This is a genomic window from Pseudomonas sp. FP2294 (genome assembly GCF_030687625.1).
Lineage (GTDB): Bacteria > Pseudomonadota > Gammaproteobacteria > Pseudomonadales > Pseudomonadaceae > Aquipseudomonas > Aquipseudomonas shahriarae.
The window spans coordinates 1621649-1641569 of record NZ_CP117441.1; the positions used below are offsets into that span (position 1 = coordinate 1621649).

The 19921-nt window shown below is 60.9% G+C and carries 21 protein-coding genes; all 21 read left to right on the forward strand.

Annotated elements, in window-relative coordinates; translation table 11 throughout:
- The 21 genes from fliH (at position 1) to fliA (ending at position 19906) form a co-directional block, all read left to right on the forward strand.
- On the forward strand, positions 1-765 hold the full coding sequence (gene fliH / locus PSH73_RS07225) for a flagellar assembly protein FliH (RefSeq protein ID WP_273872737.1): 765 nt from the start codon (positions 1-3) through the stop codon (positions 763-765).
- Positions 755-2113 (forward strand): flagellar protein export ATPase FliI, encoded by a 1359-nt coding sequence (gene fliI, locus PSH73_RS07230; protein WP_057438806.1) that lies wholly within the window; start codon positions 755-757, stop codon positions 2111-2113. Before fliH ends, fliI begins: the two co-directional genes overlap by 11 nt.
- Before the next feature lie 6 nt (positions 2114-2119).
- Positions 2120-2569, forward strand: coding sequence for a flagellar export protein FliJ (gene fliJ, locus PSH73_RS07235; protein WP_305462164.1), 450 nt, complete (start codon positions 2120-2122; stop codon positions 2567-2569).
- A 226-nt stretch (positions 2570-2795) separates the two neighbouring features.
- Positions 2796-3920, forward strand: coding sequence for an IS481 family transposase (locus tag PSH73_RS07240; RefSeq protein WP_057961168.1), 1125 nt, complete (start codon positions 2796-2798; stop codon positions 3918-3920).
- Positions 3921-4854: 934 nt separating this feature from the next.
- A complete protein-coding gene (locus PSH73_RS07245) occupies positions 4855-5157 on the forward strand; it encodes an STAS domain-containing protein (RefSeq protein WP_057438807.1) in 303 nt (100 codons plus the stop codon).
- Positions 5154-6866 carry a fused response regulator/phosphatase gene (locus PSH73_RS07250; protein ID WP_305462166.1) on the forward strand — a complete coding sequence of 571 codons (1713 nt, stop codon included), beginning with the start codon at positions 5154-5156 and terminating at the stop codon, positions 6864-6866. The genes PSH73_RS07245 and PSH73_RS07250 overlap by 4 nt, the downstream gene beginning before the upstream one ends.
- A 30-nt stretch (positions 6867-6896) precedes the next feature.
- Positions 6897-7238, forward strand: a complete 342-nt coding sequence (locus tag PSH73_RS07255; protein ID WP_305462168.1) for an Hpt domain-containing protein — start codon at positions 6897-6899, stop codon at positions 7236-7238.
- Between the two features lie 90 nt (positions 7239-7328).
- The gene (locus PSH73_RS07260) at positions 7329-8636 is read left to right on the forward strand and encodes a flagellar hook-length control protein FliK (RefSeq protein WP_198818168.1); all 1308 of its coding nucleotides are present in this window, start codon (positions 7329-7331) and stop codon (positions 8634-8636) included.
- A 214-nt stretch (positions 8637-8850) separates the two neighbouring features.
- Complete coding sequence (fliL, locus tag PSH73_RS07265; RefSeq protein WP_057438809.1) at positions 8851-9360, forward strand: flagellar basal body-associated protein FliL; 510 nt, start codon at positions 8851-8853, stop codon at positions 9358-9360.
- 9 nt (positions 9361-9369) lie between these two features.
- Complete coding sequence (gene fliM / locus PSH73_RS07270; protein WP_029292532.1) at positions 9370-10338, forward strand: flagellar motor switch protein FliM; 969 nt, start codon at positions 9370-9372, stop codon at positions 10336-10338.
- Between the two features lie 43 nt (positions 10339-10381).
- Entirely contained in the window at positions 10382-10849 is a 468-nt protein-coding gene (gene fliN / locus PSH73_RS07275; protein WP_057438810.1) for a flagellar motor switch protein FliN, read from the forward strand.
- Between the two features lies 1 nt (position 10850).
- Positions 10851-11285, forward strand: a complete 435-nt coding sequence (fliO, locus tag PSH73_RS07280; protein ID WP_057438811.1) for a flagellar biosynthetic protein FliO — start codon at positions 10851-10853, stop codon at positions 11283-11285.
- Positions 11285-12028 (forward strand): flagellar type III secretion system pore protein FliP, encoded by a 744-nt coding sequence (gene fliP, locus PSH73_RS07285; RefSeq protein ID WP_057438812.1) that lies wholly within the window; start codon positions 11285-11287, stop codon positions 12026-12028. The genes fliO and fliP overlap by 1 nt, the downstream gene beginning before the upstream one ends.
- 3 nt (positions 12029-12031) lie before the next feature.
- The gene (fliQ, locus tag PSH73_RS07290; RefSeq protein ID WP_034099472.1) at positions 12032-12301 is read left to right on the forward strand and encodes a flagellar biosynthesis protein FliQ; all 270 of its coding nucleotides are present in this window, start codon (positions 12032-12034) and stop codon (positions 12299-12301) included.
- A gap of 4 nt (positions 12302-12305) precedes the next feature.
- On the forward strand, positions 12306-13091 hold the full coding sequence (gene fliR, locus PSH73_RS07295; protein ID WP_057438813.1) for a flagellar biosynthetic protein FliR: 786 nt from the start codon (positions 12306-12308) through the stop codon (positions 13089-13091).
- 3 nt (positions 13092-13094) lie between these two features.
- Positions 13095-14231 carry a flagellar biosynthesis protein FlhB gene (gene flhB, locus PSH73_RS07300; RefSeq protein WP_057960238.1) on the forward strand — a complete coding sequence of 379 codons (1137 nt, stop codon included), beginning with the start codon at positions 13095-13097 and terminating at the stop codon, positions 14229-14231.
- A gap of 213 nt (positions 14232-14444) precedes the next feature.
- Positions 14445-14648 (forward strand): cold-shock protein, encoded by a 204-nt coding sequence (locus PSH73_RS07305; protein WP_186625963.1) that lies wholly within the window; start codon positions 14445-14447, stop codon positions 14646-14648.
- 144 nt (positions 14649-14792) lie between these two features.
- The gene (flhA, locus tag PSH73_RS07310) at positions 14793-16907 is read left to right on the forward strand and encodes a flagellar biosynthesis protein FlhA (protein WP_178118157.1); all 2115 of its coding nucleotides are present in this window, start codon (positions 14793-14795) and stop codon (positions 16905-16907) included.
- Positions 16908-16918: 11 nt separating this feature from the next.
- Complete coding sequence (flhF, locus tag PSH73_RS07315; RefSeq protein ID WP_029292553.1) at positions 16919-18235, forward strand: flagellar biosynthesis protein FlhF; 1317 nt, start codon at positions 16919-16921, stop codon at positions 18233-18235.
- Positions 18236-18335: 100 nt separating this feature from the next.
- Positions 18336-19169 carry a flagellar synthesis regulator FleN gene (gene fleN, locus PSH73_RS07320; RefSeq protein ID WP_003192912.1) on the forward strand — a complete coding sequence of 278 codons (834 nt, stop codon included), beginning with the start codon at positions 18336-18338 and terminating at the stop codon, positions 19167-19169.
- Entirely contained in the window at positions 19166-19906 is a 741-nt protein-coding gene (gene fliA / locus PSH73_RS07325; protein WP_029292560.1) for an RNA polymerase sigma factor FliA, read from the forward strand. The genes fleN and fliA overlap by 4 nt, the downstream gene beginning before the upstream one ends.
- Positions 19907-19921 lie beyond the last annotated feature (15 nt).

Here is a 19921-nt window from a genome sequence, read left to right on the forward strand (position 1 = left end):
ATGTCGAACAATGATGAGACGCCCAGCGATCTGATTCGCGCCCGGGACGTCGGCGGGTTCGACGTCTGGTCGCTGCCCAGCTTCGACCCGCATAAGCCTGAGCCCGAGCCTGAGCCGGTCGAAGAAGTGCCGGTGGAGATGGAAGAAGTGCCCCTGGACGAAGTCCAGCCACTGACCCTTGAAGAGCTCGAAAGCATCCGCCAGGAGGCTTACAACGAAGGCTTTGCCACCGGCGAGAAAGAAGGGTTTCACAGCACCACGCTCAAGGTCCGCCAGGAAGCTGACGCGGCCCTGAGTGCCAAGCTGGCCAGCCTGGAACGCCTGATGGGCAGCCTGTTCGCGCCGATTGCCGAGCAGGATTCGCAGTTGGAAAAGTCCATGGTGGGCCTGGTGGAGCACATCTCCCGCCAGGTTATCCAGCGTGAGCTGGTGCTGGACTCCAGCCAGATTGAAAGCGTGATGCGCGAAGCCCTCAAGTTGCTGCCCCTGGGCGTTGGCAATGTGCGGCTGTACATCAACCCGCAGGATTTCGAGCAGGTCAAAGCCCTGCGCGAGCGCCATGAGGAGACTTGGCGGATTGTCGAGGATGCCGCGTTGCAGCCTGGCGGTTGCCGGGTCGAGACCGAGCACAGTCGTATCGACGCTACGGTCGAGACGCGCATTACGCAGATCATGGCCAAGCTGTTCGACCAGTTGCACGAGCAGGTGCTGCATCCGGCGGCGCCCGACCTGAGCATCGACCTGGACGCCCCGGATGCGCCTTGACCGCACCAGCTTCGCCAAACGCCTGGGCGCTTATGCCGAAGCCACCGAGTTGCCTGGCCAACCGATCCTAGAGGGCCGCCTGCTGCGCATGGTCGGCCTGACCCTCGAAGCCGAGGGCCTGCGCGCCGCCATGGGCAGCCGCTGCCTGGTGATCAACGATGACAGCTACCACCCGGTGCAGGTGGAAGCGGAAGTCATGGGCTTTTCCGGCAGCAAGATATTCCTGATGCCGGTGGGCAGTCTTGCCGGTATCGCACCGGGGGCGCGGGTCGTGCCACTGGCCGATACCGGGCGCCTGCCGATGGGCATGAGCATGCTCGGCCGGGTACTCGACGGCGCCGGCCGCGCCCTCGACGGCAAGGGCGGGATGAAGGCCGAAGACTGGGTGCCAATGGACGGCCCGACCATCAACCCGCTCAAGCGCAACCCCATCAGCCAGCCGCTGGACGTGGGTATTCGCTGTATCAACGGTTTATTGACGGTCGGTCGCGGCCAGCGCCTGGGCCTGTTCGCCGGTACCGGTGTGGGCAAGAGTGTGCTGCTGGGCATGATGACGCGCTTTACCGAGGCCGACATTATCGTGGTCGGCCTGATCGGCGAGCGGGGCCGTGAGGTCAAGGAGTTCATCGAGCATATCCTCGGTGAAGAGGGCCTCAAGCGCTCGGTCGTGGTGGCCTCGCCGGCGGACGATGCGCCGCTGATGCGTCTGCGCGCGGCTATGTATTGCACGCGGATTGCCGAATATTTTCGCGACAAGGGCAAGAATGTCCTGTTACTGATGGACTCCCTCACCCGTTTCGCCCAGGCCCAGCGGGAAATCGCCCTGGCCATTGGCGAGCCGCCGGCAACCAAGGGCTATCCGCCGTCGGTATTTGCCAAGTTGCCCAAGCTGGTGGAGCGGGCGGGTAATGCCGAGGCCGGTGGTGGTTCGATCACGGCGTTCTACACCGTACTCTCTGAAGGCGATGACCAGCAGGACCCGATTGCCGACTCGGCGCGGGGCGTGCTTGACGGGCATATCGTGCTGTCCCGGCGCCTGGCCGAGGAAGGGCACTACCCGGCCATTGATATCGAAGCGTCCATCAGCCGGGTGATGCCGTCGGTGGTCAGCGCCGAGCATATGACCCGCGCCCAGCAGTTCAAGCAGTTGTGGTCGCGCTACCAACAGAGCCGCGACCTGATCAGCGTGGGGGCCTATGTGGCCGGTGGCGACCGCGAGACCGACCTGGCGATTGCCCTGCAACCGCAACTGGTGACCTACCTGCGCCAGGGCCTGAACGACAATATCAGCATGGCCGAAAGCGAAGCGCACCTGGCGTCGGTGTTCGCCCCTGCGCCTGGCGGTTAACCGGCCATGGCAACCAGTCGCGCCGCACGCCTTGCTCCCGTGGTGGAGATGGCCGAAAGCGCCGAACGTACCGCCGCCCAGCGCCTGGGGCATTTCCAGGGCCAGGTGCGCCTGGCCGAGAGCAAGCTCGGTGACCTGGAGCTCTTTCGCGGCGAGTACCAACAGCAGTGGATTGATCGCGGCAGCAAGGGTGTTTCCGGGCAGTGGCTGATGAACTATCAGCACTTTCTCAACCAGTTGGAAAGCGCCGTCGGCCAGCAGCGCCAGAGCCTGGCCTGGCACCAGAACAACCTCGACAAAGCCCGCGAAGGCTGGCAACAGGCCTACGCCCGGGTCGAGGGCCTGCGCAAGCTGGTGCAGCGTTACATCGATGAGGCGCGGGCCCTGGAGGACAAGCGCGAGCAGAAGTTGCTCGATGAACTGTCCCAGCGCCTGCCGCGCCAGGATCAATACTAGCCGCGTCGGTAGGCAAAAATTGCGATAGCCATGAGTATCTACGCGACTTGCTCTTTTTGGGTTGTTGGGGGGGTGTACATATCCGTTGCTGCGGTTACGGCCACTTAGGGTTCCGCCCTTACGGCGGGTCACTTTCGAAGAGCGTGTACGGACCGGACACATGGTTGACGGGTGTGCGGGGACATGGTGGACACTTTTGGCGAGCCAACTTCGCCGGAAAGCCATCATGCCCTGGGACACGAGAGATACCATGAGCCTGAAAGAAGAGTTCATTGCCTTAGCACGGCAACCCGGCAGCAATAAACGAGAGCTGTGTCGACGGTTCGGCATCAGTCCGCAAACGGCCTATAAGTGGTTGAAACGCTATGAAATGCAGGGGCAGTCTGGACTGCAAGAGAAGTCCCGAAAACCTGCGACTAGCCCAAAGCTAACCGCGCCAGCTCTGGAAGCGGAAGTCATAGCGCTTAGGCGAGCACATCCCGCTTGGGGCGGACGTACAATCAGCAGCCTTTTGAAAAAGCAGATTGCTCCTAGCACTGTCACCAATGTTCTGCACCGATGCGGGCTGATTCAGCCTGTTCAGAAGGAACAAGAAGCAAAGCTGAGATTTGAACACGATGCACCTAACGATCTTTGGCAGATGGATTTCAAAGGGCACTTCCCGACGCAAGAAGGCCGATGCCATCCGCTGACGTTGTTGGACGATCACTCACGATTCAATTTGGCGATTCAAGCTTGTGATAACGAGCGTGGAATCACAGTGAAGGAAAAGATGATCGAGGTATTCCAGCGCTTTGGTTTACCGGCTCGCATCAACGTTGACAATGGGCCGCCATGGGGCTCGCCACGCAACCCTGGGGAAATCACAGAATTAAGTATCTGGTTGATTCGCTTGGGGATCAGGATCAGCTTCAGTCGTCCTTATCACCCTCAAACCAATGGAAAGATTGAGCGCTTCCATCGTTCACTCAAAGCCGAGGTGCTTGATGGGCGTCAATTCTCCACGATCAAGGATGCTCAAACAGCGTTTGATCAATGGCGTGAGGTCTATAACTTAAAACGCCCTCACCAAGCACTGGACTACAAGGTGCCTATGGACCGGTATCGAGCAAGCCCCTGGGCTTATCCGCAGCAGCTATCGGAGTTTGAATATGGGCCGGATGATGTGCTGGCCAAGGTTTATCACAGCCGATTTCGCTTTCAGAAACGTTACTTCAGCATTGCCAAGGGGCTGGTTGGGCAGCACATCGCTGTTCGGCCTAACCCTGAAAGTGACGGGCTCTTTGACGTCTACTTCTGCCACCATTTCCTACGAACGATCGACGTGAGCAAACCGGACTATGGTTCATAATGTGTCAACTATGTCCCCGCACATGTGTCCACTATGTGTCCGGTCCGTACAAAGAGCGCGAAAGTAACCAAAGCGCTTTTGCCCCACCACTCGGTGCCTCGCCTAGGCTCGGCATGCCCGCAGTCAGGCATTGCTCCGTGGGCCCGCCGCGATCGGCCATCCATGGCCGTGTCGCGGCTACCCCGGCATCCATGCCGGGGTGCCCACTGCGCAATACCTGCCTGCGGCCAGCGTGGTTTAACGGGGCGCCTGAGATCAAAAGCCAGATCAAAAGCAGAGCAACAGCAATGCCAGAGCGCGAAGCTGCCTTCCCCCCTGTGGGAGCTGGCTTGCCTGCGATGACGGTGTCTCAGCCAATACATTTATCGACTGATACACCGCCATCGCAGGCAAGCCAGCTCCCACAGGAATCCGCGTACGCCTCGACGATCAGGTCGGCTGTCAGGCCGCCTCGCTTTGCTTTTGATCTGAGGCGCCCCGTTAAACCACGCTGGCCGTCATCCGATATTGATTTGGGGGGTAAACCGGCAGGACGCCGGTTTAGCCGCGCTGGGCCATGGATGGCCCATCGCGGCGGCCCCCCAAATCAATGTCGGATGACGGGCACACCGAGCCTAGGCGAGGTGCCGAGTGGTGGGGCAGGAGCCCTTTTGGTCACTTTTGGGGCTCTTTTCCAAAAGTGACCCGCCGTAAGGGCGGAACCCTAAGTGGCCATGACCGCAGCAACGGATATGCACACACCCCCAACAACCCAAAAAAGAGCAAGTCGTGTAGTGCGATATCGGCGGATCCGTCGCTCATTTTTTCTGATAAGCCGCTATCGCAGGCAAGCCCACACCACACAAGCGCACCGCACATTTGATTGCGTTTGTTGCCCACTCTCCGATCACCTGCTAAACCTTGTTGCACATACCCACGACAAGGAAGCAGTCGTATGTCAGTCGAGTCAGAAGTATCCCTGGATGGGAAGAAATTGACGATCGCAATCAAGGGCCGGTTCGATTTCGGCAGTCATCAATCCTTTCGTGATTCCTATGAGCGGTTCTACAAGGTTCCCGAAACCTACGTCGTGGACTTGAAAGAGGCCACTTACCTCGACAGCTCGGCCCTGGGCATGTTGCTGCTGTTGCGTGATCACGCTGGTGATGACGCGGATGTGCGCGTGATCAACAGCAACTCCGATGTGCGCAAGATCCTCGCTATTTCCAACTTCGACAAACTGTTCGACATCAGTTGAGTGCCCAGGCTCTGGACATCCTCACGGTACTGATCGCCGAGGACAGCGCTGCCGACCGGCTGCTACTGTCGAGCATCGTGCGCCGCCAGGGGCATCGGGTGCTCAGTGCCAGTAATGGCCAGGAAGCGGTCGAGGTGTTCGCCCGTGAGCGTCCGCAACTGGTGTTGATGGATGCGCTGATGCCGGTGATGGACGGCTTCGAGGCGGCCCGGCAGATCAAGCAGTTGGCCGGCGAGGCGCTGGTGCCGATCATTTTTCTCACCTCCCTGCGTGAGAGCGAAGCCTTGGCGCGCTGCCTGGATGCCGGTGGCGATGACTTCCTGGCCAAGCCCTATAACCAGATCATCCTGGCCGCGAAGATCAACGCCATGGACCGCCTGCGTCGGTTGCAGGCCACCGTGCTTGAGCAGCGCGACCAGATCGCCCGTCACCATGACTACCTGCTGCATGAGCAACGGGTGGCCAAGGCGGTGTTCGACAAGGTCGCCCACTCTGGCTGCCTGAACGCGGCGCACAATATCCGTTACCTGCAATCGCCCTATGCGCTGTTCAATGGCGACCTGCTGCTGGCGGCCTATACGCCGTCGGGCGATATGCACGTGCTGCTGGGCGACTTCACCGGGCATGGCTTGCCGGCGGCGGTCGGCGCAATGCCTCTGGCCGAGGTGTTCTACGGCATGACCGCCAAGGGCTATGGCCTGGCGCAGACCCTGCGGGAGATGAACGCCAAGCTCAAACGCATCCTGCCGGTGGATATGTTCTGTTGTGCCACGCTGTTGTGTCTCAGTGACCAGCGGCGGGTGGTGGAGGTATGGAACGGCGGCATGCCTGATGGCTATGTGCATGAAGTGGTCACGGGGCGGCGTACGCCGCTGGTGTCGCGGCATTTACCCCTGGGCGTGCTGGCGCCCGAGGTCTTTGACGACCGCACCGAGGTCTGGCCCATGGCCTTGGGCGACCGGGTGTTCTTGCTGTCCGATGGGGTGATTGATACCGCCGATGCCAACGACCAGTTGTTTGGGGCCGAGCGCCTGCGACGGGTGTTTGCCGCCAACCGCGAGCCTGAGCAGCTGTTTGTTGAAATCGAACAGGCGCTTGCCGCATTCCGAGGGCAGGTGCGGGACGATATCAGCCTGGTCGAAATCACCCTGCTGGCCGAGCAATCGCTGTTGGCGCCACCTCTGCAGTACACCGACAGCGGCCAGTCCTGCCCGCTGGACTGGTCGGTGAGTTTCGAGTTTCGTGCCGAGACCCTCAAGCGTTACAACCCATTGCCATACCTGTTGCAGTTACTCCTGGAAATACATGGCCTGCGCGGCCAGAGCGGGGCGCTGTACAGTGTCATGGCCGAGTTGTACTCCAATGCCCTGGAGCATGGCGTGCTGGGCCTGGACTCCCGACTCAAGCGCGATGTGCAGGGCTTTGCCAGCTATTATCGCCAGCGCAATGAGCGGCTCGACCAGTTGAACAGCGGCCACGTGCGTGTGCATGTGAACGTGGTTCCAACCGAGGCGGGTGGTTGCCTGAGCCTGCGTATCGAAGACAGCGGCGCCGGGTTCGATGTCGAAACAGTCCTGGCGCGGCCGTTGGATATCGACCGTCTGTCCGGGCGCGGGCTGAACCTGGTCCGGCAACTGAGCAGCAATGTACGTTGGACGGATGGCGGGCGCAGTGTGTGCGTGGAGTTTTGCTGGGAGGCTCTGGCATAATCCGTCGATTCTTGATCAAGGAGCGAACAAGTGACGCAGATACATATGGACCCTGAAGTGTTGGTGGGTTTGCAGGAAGTGATGGAGGGTGAATACCCCCACTTGCTCGACACCTTCCTCGATGACTCGCAAAAGAGCGTTGAAGCGTTGCGCAAGGCGCGCGATGACGCCAAGGCCCTGGGGCGTATCGCCCACAGCTTCAAGGGCAGCAGCGGCAACCTCGGTGCGGTGCGCCTGGCGCTGTTGTGCCAGCGACTGGAGGCTGAGTCGGCCAAGGAAGAGGTTACCGACCTGGGCAAACTGGTCGACCAGATTGATCACGAGTTCGCGTTGGTCAAGCCGCTGTATGAGTCGGAGCGCCAGCGCTTCTAGGCTCGGCAGGCCCGCCCCGAAAATCTGGCCCGACTTTTGCTATCTATCTTCTGCCTGCGCCCTCGACCCTGCGCAGCGGAGACCCGACTTATGCCTCTAGCCCCCAACTCGCTCCTGCAAGCCGCTCCTGCGGTCAAGCCCCAGGCGTCCTCCGCGAATGCGCAGGCAACGGCCGCAGACACGCGGGCCAAAGCGCCAGGCTTTGCACAGGTGTTCGCCAAGGAGTCCAAGACGGCACCGGCCAGGGCTGTGGATATGGCACCCAAGCCGAGCCATGACAAGCCAGCCAGCACCAGCGCCAAGAAAGATGTTGGCAACGACAAGCCTGCCGCTGGCACTCCAGCGGTTGCCGATAGCGGCAAGACTTTGCCTGCCACGCCGCCCGCCAAGGCCGACGCGGCAGCCCCCGGCGATGACGACAAAGGTGCGGACAAGGATCTGGCGCAAACCCCGCCGCCAGCGGTCGATCCGGCTTCGGTCGCGGCGGTGACACCCGCTCCGGTAGCGGTCCAGGCCGCTGTAGCGGATGACGCCACCGCGCCGTTGCTGGTGACTACCCCTGCGGTCGCTGAAGAGGTCGTGCCTTTCGACCCCGAAGCCGATCCACTGGACTCATTGCCAGCCGTGCGCCTGGCGATGGAGCAGGGCGGTCATGTGTCTGCCAGCAGCCAGGCAGCGCAAAAGAACCTGCCGACCCAGGCTGAACCCACCGCCGCGCAGAACTTCAGCAACGGCCTGGCGGCCATGGTTGACCAGCAGGCGGCCAAGGACAGCACTGACCAGGGTGGCGAGAAGGCTTTCAGCGGCCTGATCGAAGATGGCCTCAAGGACTTGAAGGGCGCGAGCAGTGACACTCGCGTCGATGACTTCGCCAATCGTCTGGCCGCCTTGACCCAGGCTGCCACCCCCAAGACCACCAACGCCTTGCCCCTGAATAACCAGCCGCTGGCCATGCATCAGGGTGGCTGGACCGAGGAGGTGGTGAACCGGGTCATGTACCTGTCCAGCGCCAACCTCAAATCTGCCGATATCCAATTGCAGCCGGCCGAACTGGGACGCCTGGATATCCGCGTGAATATCACTGCCGACCAGCAGGCCCAAGTGAACTTCATGAGCGGCCATGCCGCCGTGCGCGAGGCCCTGGAGAGCCAGTCCGGGCGCCTGCGGGAAATGTTCGCCCAGCAGGGCATGGGCCAGGTCGACGTGAACGTGTCCGACCAGTCCCGTGGCTGGCAGGGCCAGGGTCAGGAGCAACAGCAGAACCAGGCGCGGGGTGTCAGTGGCAGTGGCGGACACAGCGATGGGCATGACGCAGGCCTTGCGGGCGAAGTCACTGAAGTGGCGGCACCGATAGCCCAATCCGTCATAGGCTCCAGCGCCGTGGACTACTACGCCTGACCTGAGGTCAACACCGATCAAAATGTGGGAGCGAGCTTGCTCGCGATATCGGTATGTCAGTTACCTAGTTGCTGACTGATCTACCGCTATCGCGAGCAAGCCCGCTCCCACATTGGTTTTGCGCTGTTGCTGAAATCCGTGACAACTCTGGCATAACACTTGCTCTTGCCTTCCCGTGGATCTATGAAACCCCGAATAGTGACGGATTATTGGCATGGCGAAGAGTGACGACGCAGCGACAGCAACAGTACCTGCAGCAGGCAAGGGCAAGCTCAAGATGATCCTGCTGATTGTCGTGGCCTTGTTATTGGCCATTGGCGTGTCGGTGGGGGCTACCTGGTACTTTATGCACAGTGCCCAGAGCAAGCCGGTACCTGTGGCCGAGACCGCCAGCAACGTCAAGCAACCGGCAATCTTCGAGCAGATGCTCCCGGCCTTTGTTGCCAACTACAACCAGAACGGTCGGCAACGCTACCTGCAGGTGAGCATTACCTTGCAGGCGCGCAACCAGGCGGACATGGATGCCCTCAAGGTGCATATGCCGGTGATCCGCAACAACCTGGTGATGCTGTTCTCCGGGCAGAGCTTCGACAGCCTGGCCACCCCCGTGGGCCAGGAAATGCTGCGCCAGAAAGTCACTGCCAGCGTGCAGGAAGTGGCCCAGAAAGAACTGGGCAAAGTCGTGGTCGAGCAGGCGCTCTTCACTAATTTCGTATTGCAGTAGGATCACGACATGGCCGTGCAAGACCTGCTGTCCCAGGATGAAATCGACGCGCTGTTGCATGGTGTCGACGATGGTCTGGTACAGACCGAAATGGCTGCCGAGCCCGGCAGCGTCAAAAGTTATGACCTGACCAGCCAGGATCGCATCGTCCGCGGACGCATGCCGACCCTGGAAATGATCAACGAACGTTTTGCCCGCTACACCCGTATCAGCATGTTCAACATGCTGCGCCGCTCGGCGGACGTGGCGGTGGGCGGTGTGCAGGTGATGAAGTTTGGCGAGTACGTGCATTCGCTGTACGTGCCCACCAGCCTCAACCTGGTCAAGATCAAGCCCCTGCGTGGCACCGCGCTGTTCATCCTCGACGCCAAGCTGGTGTTCAAGCTGGTGGACAACTTCTTCGGCGGTGACGGCCGTCACGCCAAGATTGAAGGCCGTGAATTCACGCCTACCGAGTTGCGTGTGGTGCGCATGGTGCTGGAACAGGCCTTTATCGACCTGAAGGAAGCCTGGCAGGCGATCATGGAAGTCAATTTCGAGTACATCAACTCGGAAGTGAACCCGGCCATGGCCAACATCGTCGGGCCCAGCGAAGCCATCGTGGTCTCCACCTTCCATATCGAACTCGATGGCGGCGGCGGCGACCTGCACGTGACCATGCCGTACTCGATGATCGAGCCGGTGCGCGAGATGCTCGATGCGGGCTTCCAGTCTGACCTGGACGACCAGGACGAGCGCTGGGTCAAGGCCCTGCGCGAAGACTTGCTGGACGTTGACGTACCGCTGAGCGCCACCGTAGCGCGCCGCCAGTTGCGCCTGCGGGACATTTTGCATATGCAGCCGGGGGATGTGATCCCCGTCGAACTGCCAGACGAATTGATTATGCGCGCCAATGGCGTGCCGTCGTTCAAGGTCAAGCTCGGCTCCCACAAAGGGAACCTGGCGTTGCAAGTGGTTGAGCCGATCAACCGTCGCTGATGCATCCCCTAATTGATGATTTTTGCTGCGCCGAGGACATGTAATGGCTACCGAACACGAAAACACTTCCGCCGAAGACCAGGCCCTGGCTGACGAATGGGCGGCTGCCCTGGAAGAAACCGGCGATGCCAGCCAGGACGATATCGACGCCTTGCTGGCGGCCGATGCCGCCACCCCGCCAGTGGGCAATCGCCTGCCTATGGAAGAGTTTGGCAGCGTGCCGAAGAACCATGAGCCGGTCTCGCTGGATGGGCCCAACCTGGACGTGATCCTCGATATCCCGGTATCGATCTCCATGGAAGTGGGCAGCACCGAAATCAATATCCGTAACCTGCTGCAACTCAACCAGGGGTCGGTGATCGAACTCGACCGCCTGGCCGGCGAGCCGCTGGATGTGCTGGTCAACGGCACGCTGATCGCCCATGGCGAAGTGGTGGTGGTCAACGAGAAGTTCGGCATCCGCCTGACGGACGTGATCAGCCCCAGCGAACGTATCAAGAAGCTGCGCTGAGATGAGTCGCCGGTGGTTGGGACTGTTGTGGGCGTTGCCGCTGGCCGTGATGGCGGCTGAACCGGTGGCCCAGGTCGCCGCGCCGGCCGCCGGCAGCAGCGTGACTGGGCAATTGACTCAGTTGGTGCTGGGCCTGTTGCTGGTGGTGGGGTTGATCTTTTTCCTCGCCTGGCTGTTGCGCCGGGTGCAGCGCATTGGTCCGGGCAATGCCCAGGTCATCGAACTGGTGGGATCGCGGGCCCTGGGGCCGCGTGATCGCCTGGTGCTGGTGCAGGTGGGCGAAGAGCAGATCCTGCTCGGTCTCACCCCCGGCCGGATTACCCCGTTGCACGTGCTCAAGCATCCCGTGAGCGTGGCCCAGACCGAGGCCGCCACACCGGAGTTCGCCCAGCGCCTGATGGAGCTGATGGGCAAGGACCAGAAGGATAAGAAGTAATGCGCGTTCTATTGGCGCTCATGCTGTTACTGGCAGCGCCCCTGGCGTTCGGCGCCGACCCGTTGTCGATCCCGGCGATCACCCTGGGCACCAATGCGGCCGGGGCCCAGGAGTATTCGGTCAGCCTGCAGATCCTGCTGATCATGACGGCGCTGAGTTTTATCCCGGCCTTCGTCATGCTCATGACCAGTTTCACCCGGATCATCATCGTGTTCTCGATCCTGCGCCAGGCCCTGGGCCTGCAGCAGACCCCATCGAACCAGATCCTTACCGGCATGGCGCTGTTTCTGACGCTGTTTATCATGGCGCCGGTATTCGACAAGGTGAACCAGCAAGCCCTGCAACCCTACCTGGCGGAGAAAATGACCGCCCAGGACGCGGTGGAAAAGGCCCAAGGCCCGATCAAGGACTTTATGCTGTCCCAGACCCGCTCCAGCGACCTGGAACTGTTTGTGCGCCTGTCCAAGCGCACCGATATCGCCAGCCCGGATCAGGCGCCCTTGACCATCCTGGTACCGGCGTTCGTCACCTCGGAGCTCAAGACGGCATTCCAGATCGGTTTCATGATCTTTATCCCGTTCCTGATCATCGACCTGGTGGTGGCCAGTGTGCTGATGGCCATGGGTATGATGATGCTGTCGCCGCTGATTATCTCGTTGCCGTTCAAGATCATGCTGTTTGTACTGGTGGATGGGTGGGCGCTGATTATCGGCACCCTGGCAGGCAGTTTTGGCGGGGTTTAGCGCATGACACCTGAAGTCGCAGTCGACCTGTTCCGTGAAGCCCTGTGGCTGACCACCGTGATGGTCGCCGTGCTGGTGGTGCCCAGCCTGTTGGTGGGCCTGCTGGTGGCGATGTTCCAGGCGGCGACCCAGATCAACGAACAGACCTTGAGCTTCCTTCCGCGCCTGTTGGTGATGCTGGTCACCCTGATCGTGGCCGGCCCCTGGCTGGTGCAGAGTTTCATGGAATACATCCTGCAGTTGTACGGCAGTATTCCGCAGTTGATTGGCTGACCCGATGCAGTCCTTGCTGGCGTTGACCGACACTCAGATCAGCACCTGGGTGGCCTCGTTTATCCTGCCGATGTTTCGCGTGGGCGCCTTGTTGATGACCATGCCGGTGTTCGGGACCACCCTGGTGCCCAAGCGCATACGGCTGTTTTTCACGGTGGCGATTACCGTGGTCATCGTGCCGGTACTGCCACCGATGCCGCCGGTCAATGCCCTGGACCTCAGTGCGCTGCTGCTGATCGCCGAACAGATTCTGATCGGCGCCTTGATGGGGTTCTCCCTGACCCTGTTTTTCCAGTCCTTCGTGATTGCCGGGCAAATCGTCTCGATCCAGATGGGCATGGGCTTTGCGTCCATGGTCGACCCTACCAACGGCGTGTCGGTGGCAGTGATCGGGCAGTTCCTGACCATGCTGGTGACCCTGCTGTTTTTGGCCATGAACGGCCATCTGGTGGCCTTTGAAATCCTTACCGAGAGTTTCACCACTTTACCGGTGGGCGAGGGCTTGATCGTCAACCACTTCTGGGAAGTGGTCGGGCGCCTCAGTTGGGTGCTGGGCGCGGCGTTGTTGCTGGTATTGCCGGCGATCACCGCGCTGCTGGTGGTCAACATCGCCTTTGGGGTGATGACCCGCGCCGCGCCGCAACTGAACATCTTCGCCATTGGTTTCCCGCTGACCCTGGTGTTGGGCATGGGGATTTTCTGGATCGGCCTGGCCGACATTCTCAATCAGTATCAACCGCTGGCCAGTGACGCCTTGCAGTTTTTACGTGATCTGGCACGGGCGCGCTGAGCCATGGCCGAGAGCGAGAGTGGTCAGGACAAAACAGAAGACCCCACGGAGAAACGTAAAAAAGACTCCAGGGAAAAGGGCGAGATCGCCCGTTCCAAAGAGCTCAATACCCTGGCGGTGATGCTCGCCGGGGCCGGTGGCCTGCTGATCTACGGCGGCGGCCTGGCCCAGGACCTGATGGAGATCATGAAGCACAATTTCTCCCTGCCCAGGGATGTGCTGCTGGACCCACGCGCCATGGGCATCTACCTGCTGCACTCGGGGAAAATCGCGATCCTGGCCGCGCAGCCGGTGCTGATCACGTTGTTGCTGGCGGCAATCATCGGGCCGATCTCCCTGGGGGGCTGGCTGTTTGCGGCTGGCAGCCTGGCGCCCAAATTCAGCCGGATGAACCCCGGGGCCGGGATCAAGCGTATGTTCTCCGCCAAGGCGCTGGTGGAGTTGCTCAAGGCCCTGGCGAAGTTCTTTATCATCCTGTTTGTGGCGCTGGTGGTGTTGGAGTCCGATATCGACGACTTGCTGCGCATCGCCCATGAGCCACTGGAACTGGCAATCATCCACAGCGTGCAACTGGTGGGCTGGAGTGCGTTGTGGATGGCGTGTGGCCTGATCCTGATTGCTGCAGTGGATGCGCCGATCCAGCTGTGGGAAAGCCACAAGAAACTGCTGATGACCAAGCAGGAAGTGCGCGACGAGCATAAGGATCAGGAAGGCAAACCGGAAGTGAAGCAGCGGATTCGCCAGCTGCAGCGCGAAATGTCCCAGCGCAAGATGATGGCCTCGGTGCCCGACGCCGACGTGGTCATCACCAACCCGACCCACTACGCCGTGGCGCTCAAGTACGACGCGGAGAAGGGCGGCGCGCCGCTGCTGCTGGCCAAGGGCAGCGACTTCACTGCCTTGAAAATCCGCGAAATCGCCCAGGCCAATGACATCTTGCTGCTGGAATCGCCGGCGCTGGCGCGTTCGATCTTCTACTCCACTGACCTCGACCACGAGATCCCGGCCGGGTTGTACCTGGCGGTGGCCCAGGTGTTGGCCTACGTGTATCAGATCCGCCAATACCGTGCCGGCAAGGGCAAACGTCCGGACCCGCTCAAGGACTTGCCGATTCCGCCGGATTTGCGTCGCGATTCTTGAGTCTTCTGCTGCCTCTTCCGGCGCCATCGCGGGCAAGCCCGGCTCCCACATTTGATCGCATTCCAGTGTGGGAGCCGGGCTTGCCCGCGATGGCGTCGGAACAGATGCTTGCCGTTCGTCCAACTCCCTTCCGACCTGTCAACTTTGACAGTAGCCAGCCCCCGTGCAGGGCGCTTTGATAGACCGGGAACATGCGGATTCGGGAGAAGGGCAATGGCAACTGGCACAGTGAAGTGGTTTACCGATTCAAAGGGCTTTGGATTCATCACGCAAGACGCCGGAGGAGAGGACCTGTTTGTGCACTTCTCGGACATTCAAAGCGGCGGCATCAAGTCGCTGGTGGAGGGCCAGAAGGTGGAATATGAAGTCGTAGAGGGTCCGAAAGGCAAGCAGGCATCAAACGTGCGTCCACTCTGATGATCGTTCCCACGCTCCTGCGTGGGAACGATCTCGTCCCTGAAGCAAAAGTTGGAAGGCTTCTTGCAATACCGCCTTCAGGACGCCTCTCGGCGTCAAAAGTTTGCTTCAAGGTGACGAGGAATACCGGTGGATCGCTCTAATATGCTCAGCACAGCCCGTGGCACCCTGACGGACCTCTCGCGAGGCAATCTGGGTGTGCCGCTGTTGCTGTTGGTCATGCTGGCAATGATGATGTTGCCGATACCGCCGTTCCTGCTGGACGTGTTCTTCACCTTCAACATTGCCTTGTCCATCGTCGTGCTGCTGGTTTGCGTGTACGCCCTGCGGCCTTTGGATTTTGCGGTCTTTCCCACCATTTTGCTGGTTGCCACGCTGCTGCGCCTGGCCCTTAACGTGGCCTCTACGCGGGTGGTGATGCTGAACGGCCAGGACGGCCACGCCGCCGCCGGTAAGGTGATCCAGGCTTTCGGCGAGGTGGTGATCGGCGGTAACTACGTGGTCGGTGTCGTGGTGTTTGCGATCCTGATGATCATCAACTTCGTGGTAGTGACCAAGGGCGCCGGGCGGATTTCCGAGGTGAGCGCGCGTTTTACCCTCGACGCCATGCCCGGCAAGCAAATGGCGATCGACGCCGATCTCAACGCCGGGCTGATCGACCAGAACCAGGCCAAGGCCCGCCGCTCGGAAGTGGCCCAGGAAGCCGAGTTCTATGGCTCCATGGACGGTGCCAGCAAGTTCGTGCGCGGCGACGCCATTGCCGGCCTGCTGATTCTGTTTATCAACCTGATCGGCGGCATCGCGGTCGGTATCTTCCAGCACGGCATGACCTTCGGCGATGCAGGTAAGGTGTACGCCTTGCTGACCATTGGTGACGGTTTGGTGGCGCAATTGCCATCACTGTTGTTATCTACAGCTGCGGCGATCATGGTGACCCGTGCGTCCGGCTCCGAAGACATGGGCAAGCAGATCAACCGCCAGATGTTCGCTTCGCCCAAGGCTCTGGCCGTGGCGGCCGGCATCATGGCGATCATGGGCATTGTGCCGGGCATGCCGCACTTCTCCTTCCTGACCATGGCCGCCCTGGCCGCCGGCGGGGCGTACCTGTTCTGGAAGAAGCAAAACATCATCAAGGTCCAGGCCTTGAAAGAGGTGGAGCGCCAGCAGGATCTGCTGCCGTCGCCGGCCCGCGCCCAGGAAACCAAGGAGTTGGGCTGGGATGACGTGACCCCCATCGACATGATCGGCCTGGAAGTCGGCTACCGTCTGATTCCCCTGGTGGACCGTAACCAGGGCGGCCAGTTGCTGGCGCGGATCAAGGGCGTGCGCAAGAAGCTGTCCCAGGACCTGGGTTTTTTGATGCCCACCGTGCATATCCGCGACAACCTCGACCTGGCCCCCAGCGCCTACCGCCTGACGCTGATGGGCGTGACCCTGGCCGAAGCCGAGATCTACCCCGACCGCGAACTGGCTATCAACCCCGGCCAGGTATTCGGCTCCCTCAGCGGCATAACCGCCAAAGATCCGGCTTTTGGCCTGGACGCGGTGTGGATCGAAGTCAGCCAGCGTAGCCAGGCACAGTCCCTGGGTTACACCGTGGTCGACGCCAGCACCGTGGTCGCCACGCACCTCAACCAGATTCTGTACAAGCACTCCCACGAGCTGATTGGTCACGAAGAAGTCCAGCAACTCATGCAATTGCTGGCCAAAGCCTCGCCTAAGCTGGCTGAAGAGCTGGTGCCGGGGGTATTGTCGCTGTCGCAACTGCTCAAGGTGTTGCAAGCGCTGTTGGCCGAACAGGTGCCGGTGCGGGACATTCGCAGCATTGCCGAGGCTGTCGCCAACAATGCCGCCAAGAGTCAAGATACTGCCGCGCTGGTAGCGGCGGTGCGCGTCGGATTGTCGCGTGCAATCGTCCAAAGCATTGTAGGGCTTGACTCTGAGCTGCCTGTAATCACCTTGGAGCCAAGGTTGGAACAAATATTGCTCAATAGTATCCAGAAGGCAGGGCAAGGCCAGGAAGAGGGCGTTCTGCTGGAGCCAAGCATGGCTGAAAAGCTGCAGCGTTCGTTGATCGACGCCGCACAGCGTCAGGAAATGCAGGGCCAACCGGTGATTCTGCTGGTGGCAGGCCCCGTCCGAGCGATGTTGTCGCGGTTTGGACGCCTGGCAGTACCGAATTTGCACGTTTTGGCTTACCAGGAAATTCCTGACAATAAGCAAGTGACTATCGTCGCGACAGTAGGGCCCAACGGCTGAGGTAGTGGGTTATGCAAGTAAAGCGTTTTTTCGCCGCCGATATGCGTCAGGCCATGAAGCTGGTTCGTGATGAGCTGGGCGCCGACGCGGCTATTATCGGTAACCGTCGCATTGCCGGCGGTGTCGAGCTGACGGCTGCCCTGGATTACAAACCCCAGGCCCTGGCGCCGCGTGTACCGAACATGGAACTCGAAGACGAGTTGCGCAAGACCGCCTCGCGCATTGTCTCGGCCCAGGCCGAGCTGAGCATGCGGGGCGACAGCGATGCGACCACTAATCGCCAATTGTTTGCCGGCCTGCCGCTGACGGCGGCCGAGCCACTGGTAGAGCCGACTTTTGTCGAGCCGCCACGTCCCGCCGCGCCAGCACCGGCCGCTGCGGTTGACCAGCGCGTGTTTGACTCGATGCGTTTTGAACTCAATGGCCTGCGCGAGCTTTTGGAAGTGCAGTTGGGCTCGCTGGCCTGGAACCAGTTGCAGGGCAGCAAGCCGCAACAGGCTAACCTCTGGCGCCGTCTGCAACGCATTGGCCTGTCCGGCCCGTTGTCCCGCGACCTGCTGGAGCTGACCACCGGCATTGAAGAACCTCGCCAAGCCTGGCGCATGTTGCTGGCGCACCTGGCGCGGATGATCCAGACCCCGGAAATCGAACCCCTTGAAGAAGGTGGCGTGATTGCCATGGTCGGCCCTGCCGGCATGGGCAAGACCACCACCCTGGCCAAGCTGGCCGCCCGTTATGTTCTCAAGTACGGCGCCCACAACATTGCCCTGGTGAGCATGGACAGCTACCGCATCGGCGCGCAGGAACAGCTCAAGACCCTGGGCCGGATCCTCAATGTGCCGGTGACCCATGTCGACCCGGGCCAGTCCCTGGCCAACGCCCTCGACCCACTGCTGCGCAAGCGCGTGGTGCTGATTGATACCGCCGGCCTGCAAGCCAGCGACCCGGCATTGCGCATGCAACTGGAAAGCCTGGCCGGGCGCGGGATCAAGTCGAAAAATTACCTGGTACTTGCAACCACCAGCCAAAAACAGGTTCTGACTGCTGCGTACCACAGCTACAAGCGTTGCGGGCTGGCCGGTTGCATCCTGACTAAGCTGGATGAAACCGCAAGCCTGGGCGAAGTGTTGAGCCTTGCCATCAGCCATGAATTACCGGTCGCCTACCTGACCGACGGGCCGCGGATCCCGGATGACTTACATCTGCCGCGCCGTCATCAGTTGGTCAGCCGTGCGGTCAGTGTGCAAATGCAGGATGAACCCAGTGAAGAGGCGATGGCGGATATGTTCGCCGACCTCTATCACAACCCAGCCAAACGGGTCGGCTGAAAGGCAACATGAACACAGTGCAATGTACCTACATTGATGGTCTGCTACCGCGGCCACCCTATGTAGCCTGCGGCTAAGCAAGACAAGGTAAAGAAAGAACATGGGCAGCATGCATCCCGTACAGGTGATCGCGGTGACCGGCGGCAAAGGTGGCGTCGGGAAAACTAACGTGTCAGTGAATTTGTCCCTGGCCCTGGCAGAGCTTGGCCGCCGCGTCATGCTGCTGGATGCCGACCTGGGCCTGGCGAACGTTGACGTTCTGCTGGGACTGACGCCCAAACATACCCTGGCCGATGTCATTGAGGGCCGCTGTGAGCTGCGCGATGTGCTGTTACAGGGGCCCGGGGGGATTCGCATCGTCCCGGCCGCCTCCGGCACCCAGAGCATGGTGCATCTGAGCCCGGCGCAGCATGCCGGCCTGATCCAGGCCTTCAGTGATATCGGCGACAACCTCGACGTGCTGGTGATCGACACCGCCGCCGGGATTGGCGAGTCCGTGGTCAGCTTCGTGCGCGCCGCGCAGGAAGTCTTGCTGGTGGTCTGCGACGAGCCCACCTCGATCACCGACGCCTACGCCCTGATCAAACTGCTCAACCGCGACTACGGCATGAACCGCTTCCGCGTGCTGGCCAACATGGCCCAGAGCCCGCAAGAAGGGCGCAACCTGTTCGCCAAGTTGACCAAGGTCACGGATCGCTTCCTCGATGTCGCCTTACAATACGTCGGCGCAGTTCCCTATGACGAGTGTGTGCGCAAGGCTGTGCAAAAGCAGCGTGCAGTCTATGAAGCGTTCCCTCGTTCGAAATGCGCGTTGGCGTTCAAGGCAATTGCTCAGAAGGTCGATACCTGGCCACTGCCCGCCAATCCCCGGGGGCATCTGGAGTTTTTCGTCGAGCGATTGGTGCATCAGACGAGTGCAGGACCGGTGCTATGACAGCCAGCGGCTACAACCTTTACAAAAAGTCGGCGCGTGACAGCCAGGGCGAATTGATCGAGCGCTATGCGCCCCTGGTCAAGCGCATTGCCTACCACCTGCTGGCACGCCTGCCCGCCAGTGTCCAGGTCGAAGACCTGATCCAGGCGGGCATGATCGGCCTGCTCGAAGTGTCGACCAAGTACGACGCGAGCAAGGGTGCGAGTTTCGAGACGTATGCGGGTATCCGTATCCGTGGCGCGATGCTCGATGAGGTGCGTAAAGGTGATTGGGCGCCGCGTTCGGTCCACCGCAATACCCGGATGGTGAGTGACGCAATTCGCTCAATTGAAGCAAAAACCGGTCGCGACGCTAAAGATCACGAAGTTGCGGCCGAACTCCAATTGAGTCTCGACGATTACTACGGGATTTTGAACGATACCTTGGGCAGCCGCCTGTTCAGTTTCGACGACCTGCTACAGGACGGCGAACATGAAGGGCTGCATGAGGATGGCGCGAGTGCTCACCAGGAGCCTTCACGCGACCTGGAAGATGAACGCTTCCAGGGCGCCCTGGCAGAGGCGATTGCCAATCTGCCGGAACGTGAGCGGCTGGTGTTGGCGCTGTACTACGACGAAGAGCTGAACCTCAAGGAAATCGGTGAGGTCCTGGGGGTCAGCGAATCGCGGGTCAGCCAGCTTCATAGCCAATGCGCGGCCCGCTTGCGGGGGCGTTTGGGAGAGTGGCGAGCGCGCTGACAGGCAGTGTGGGGA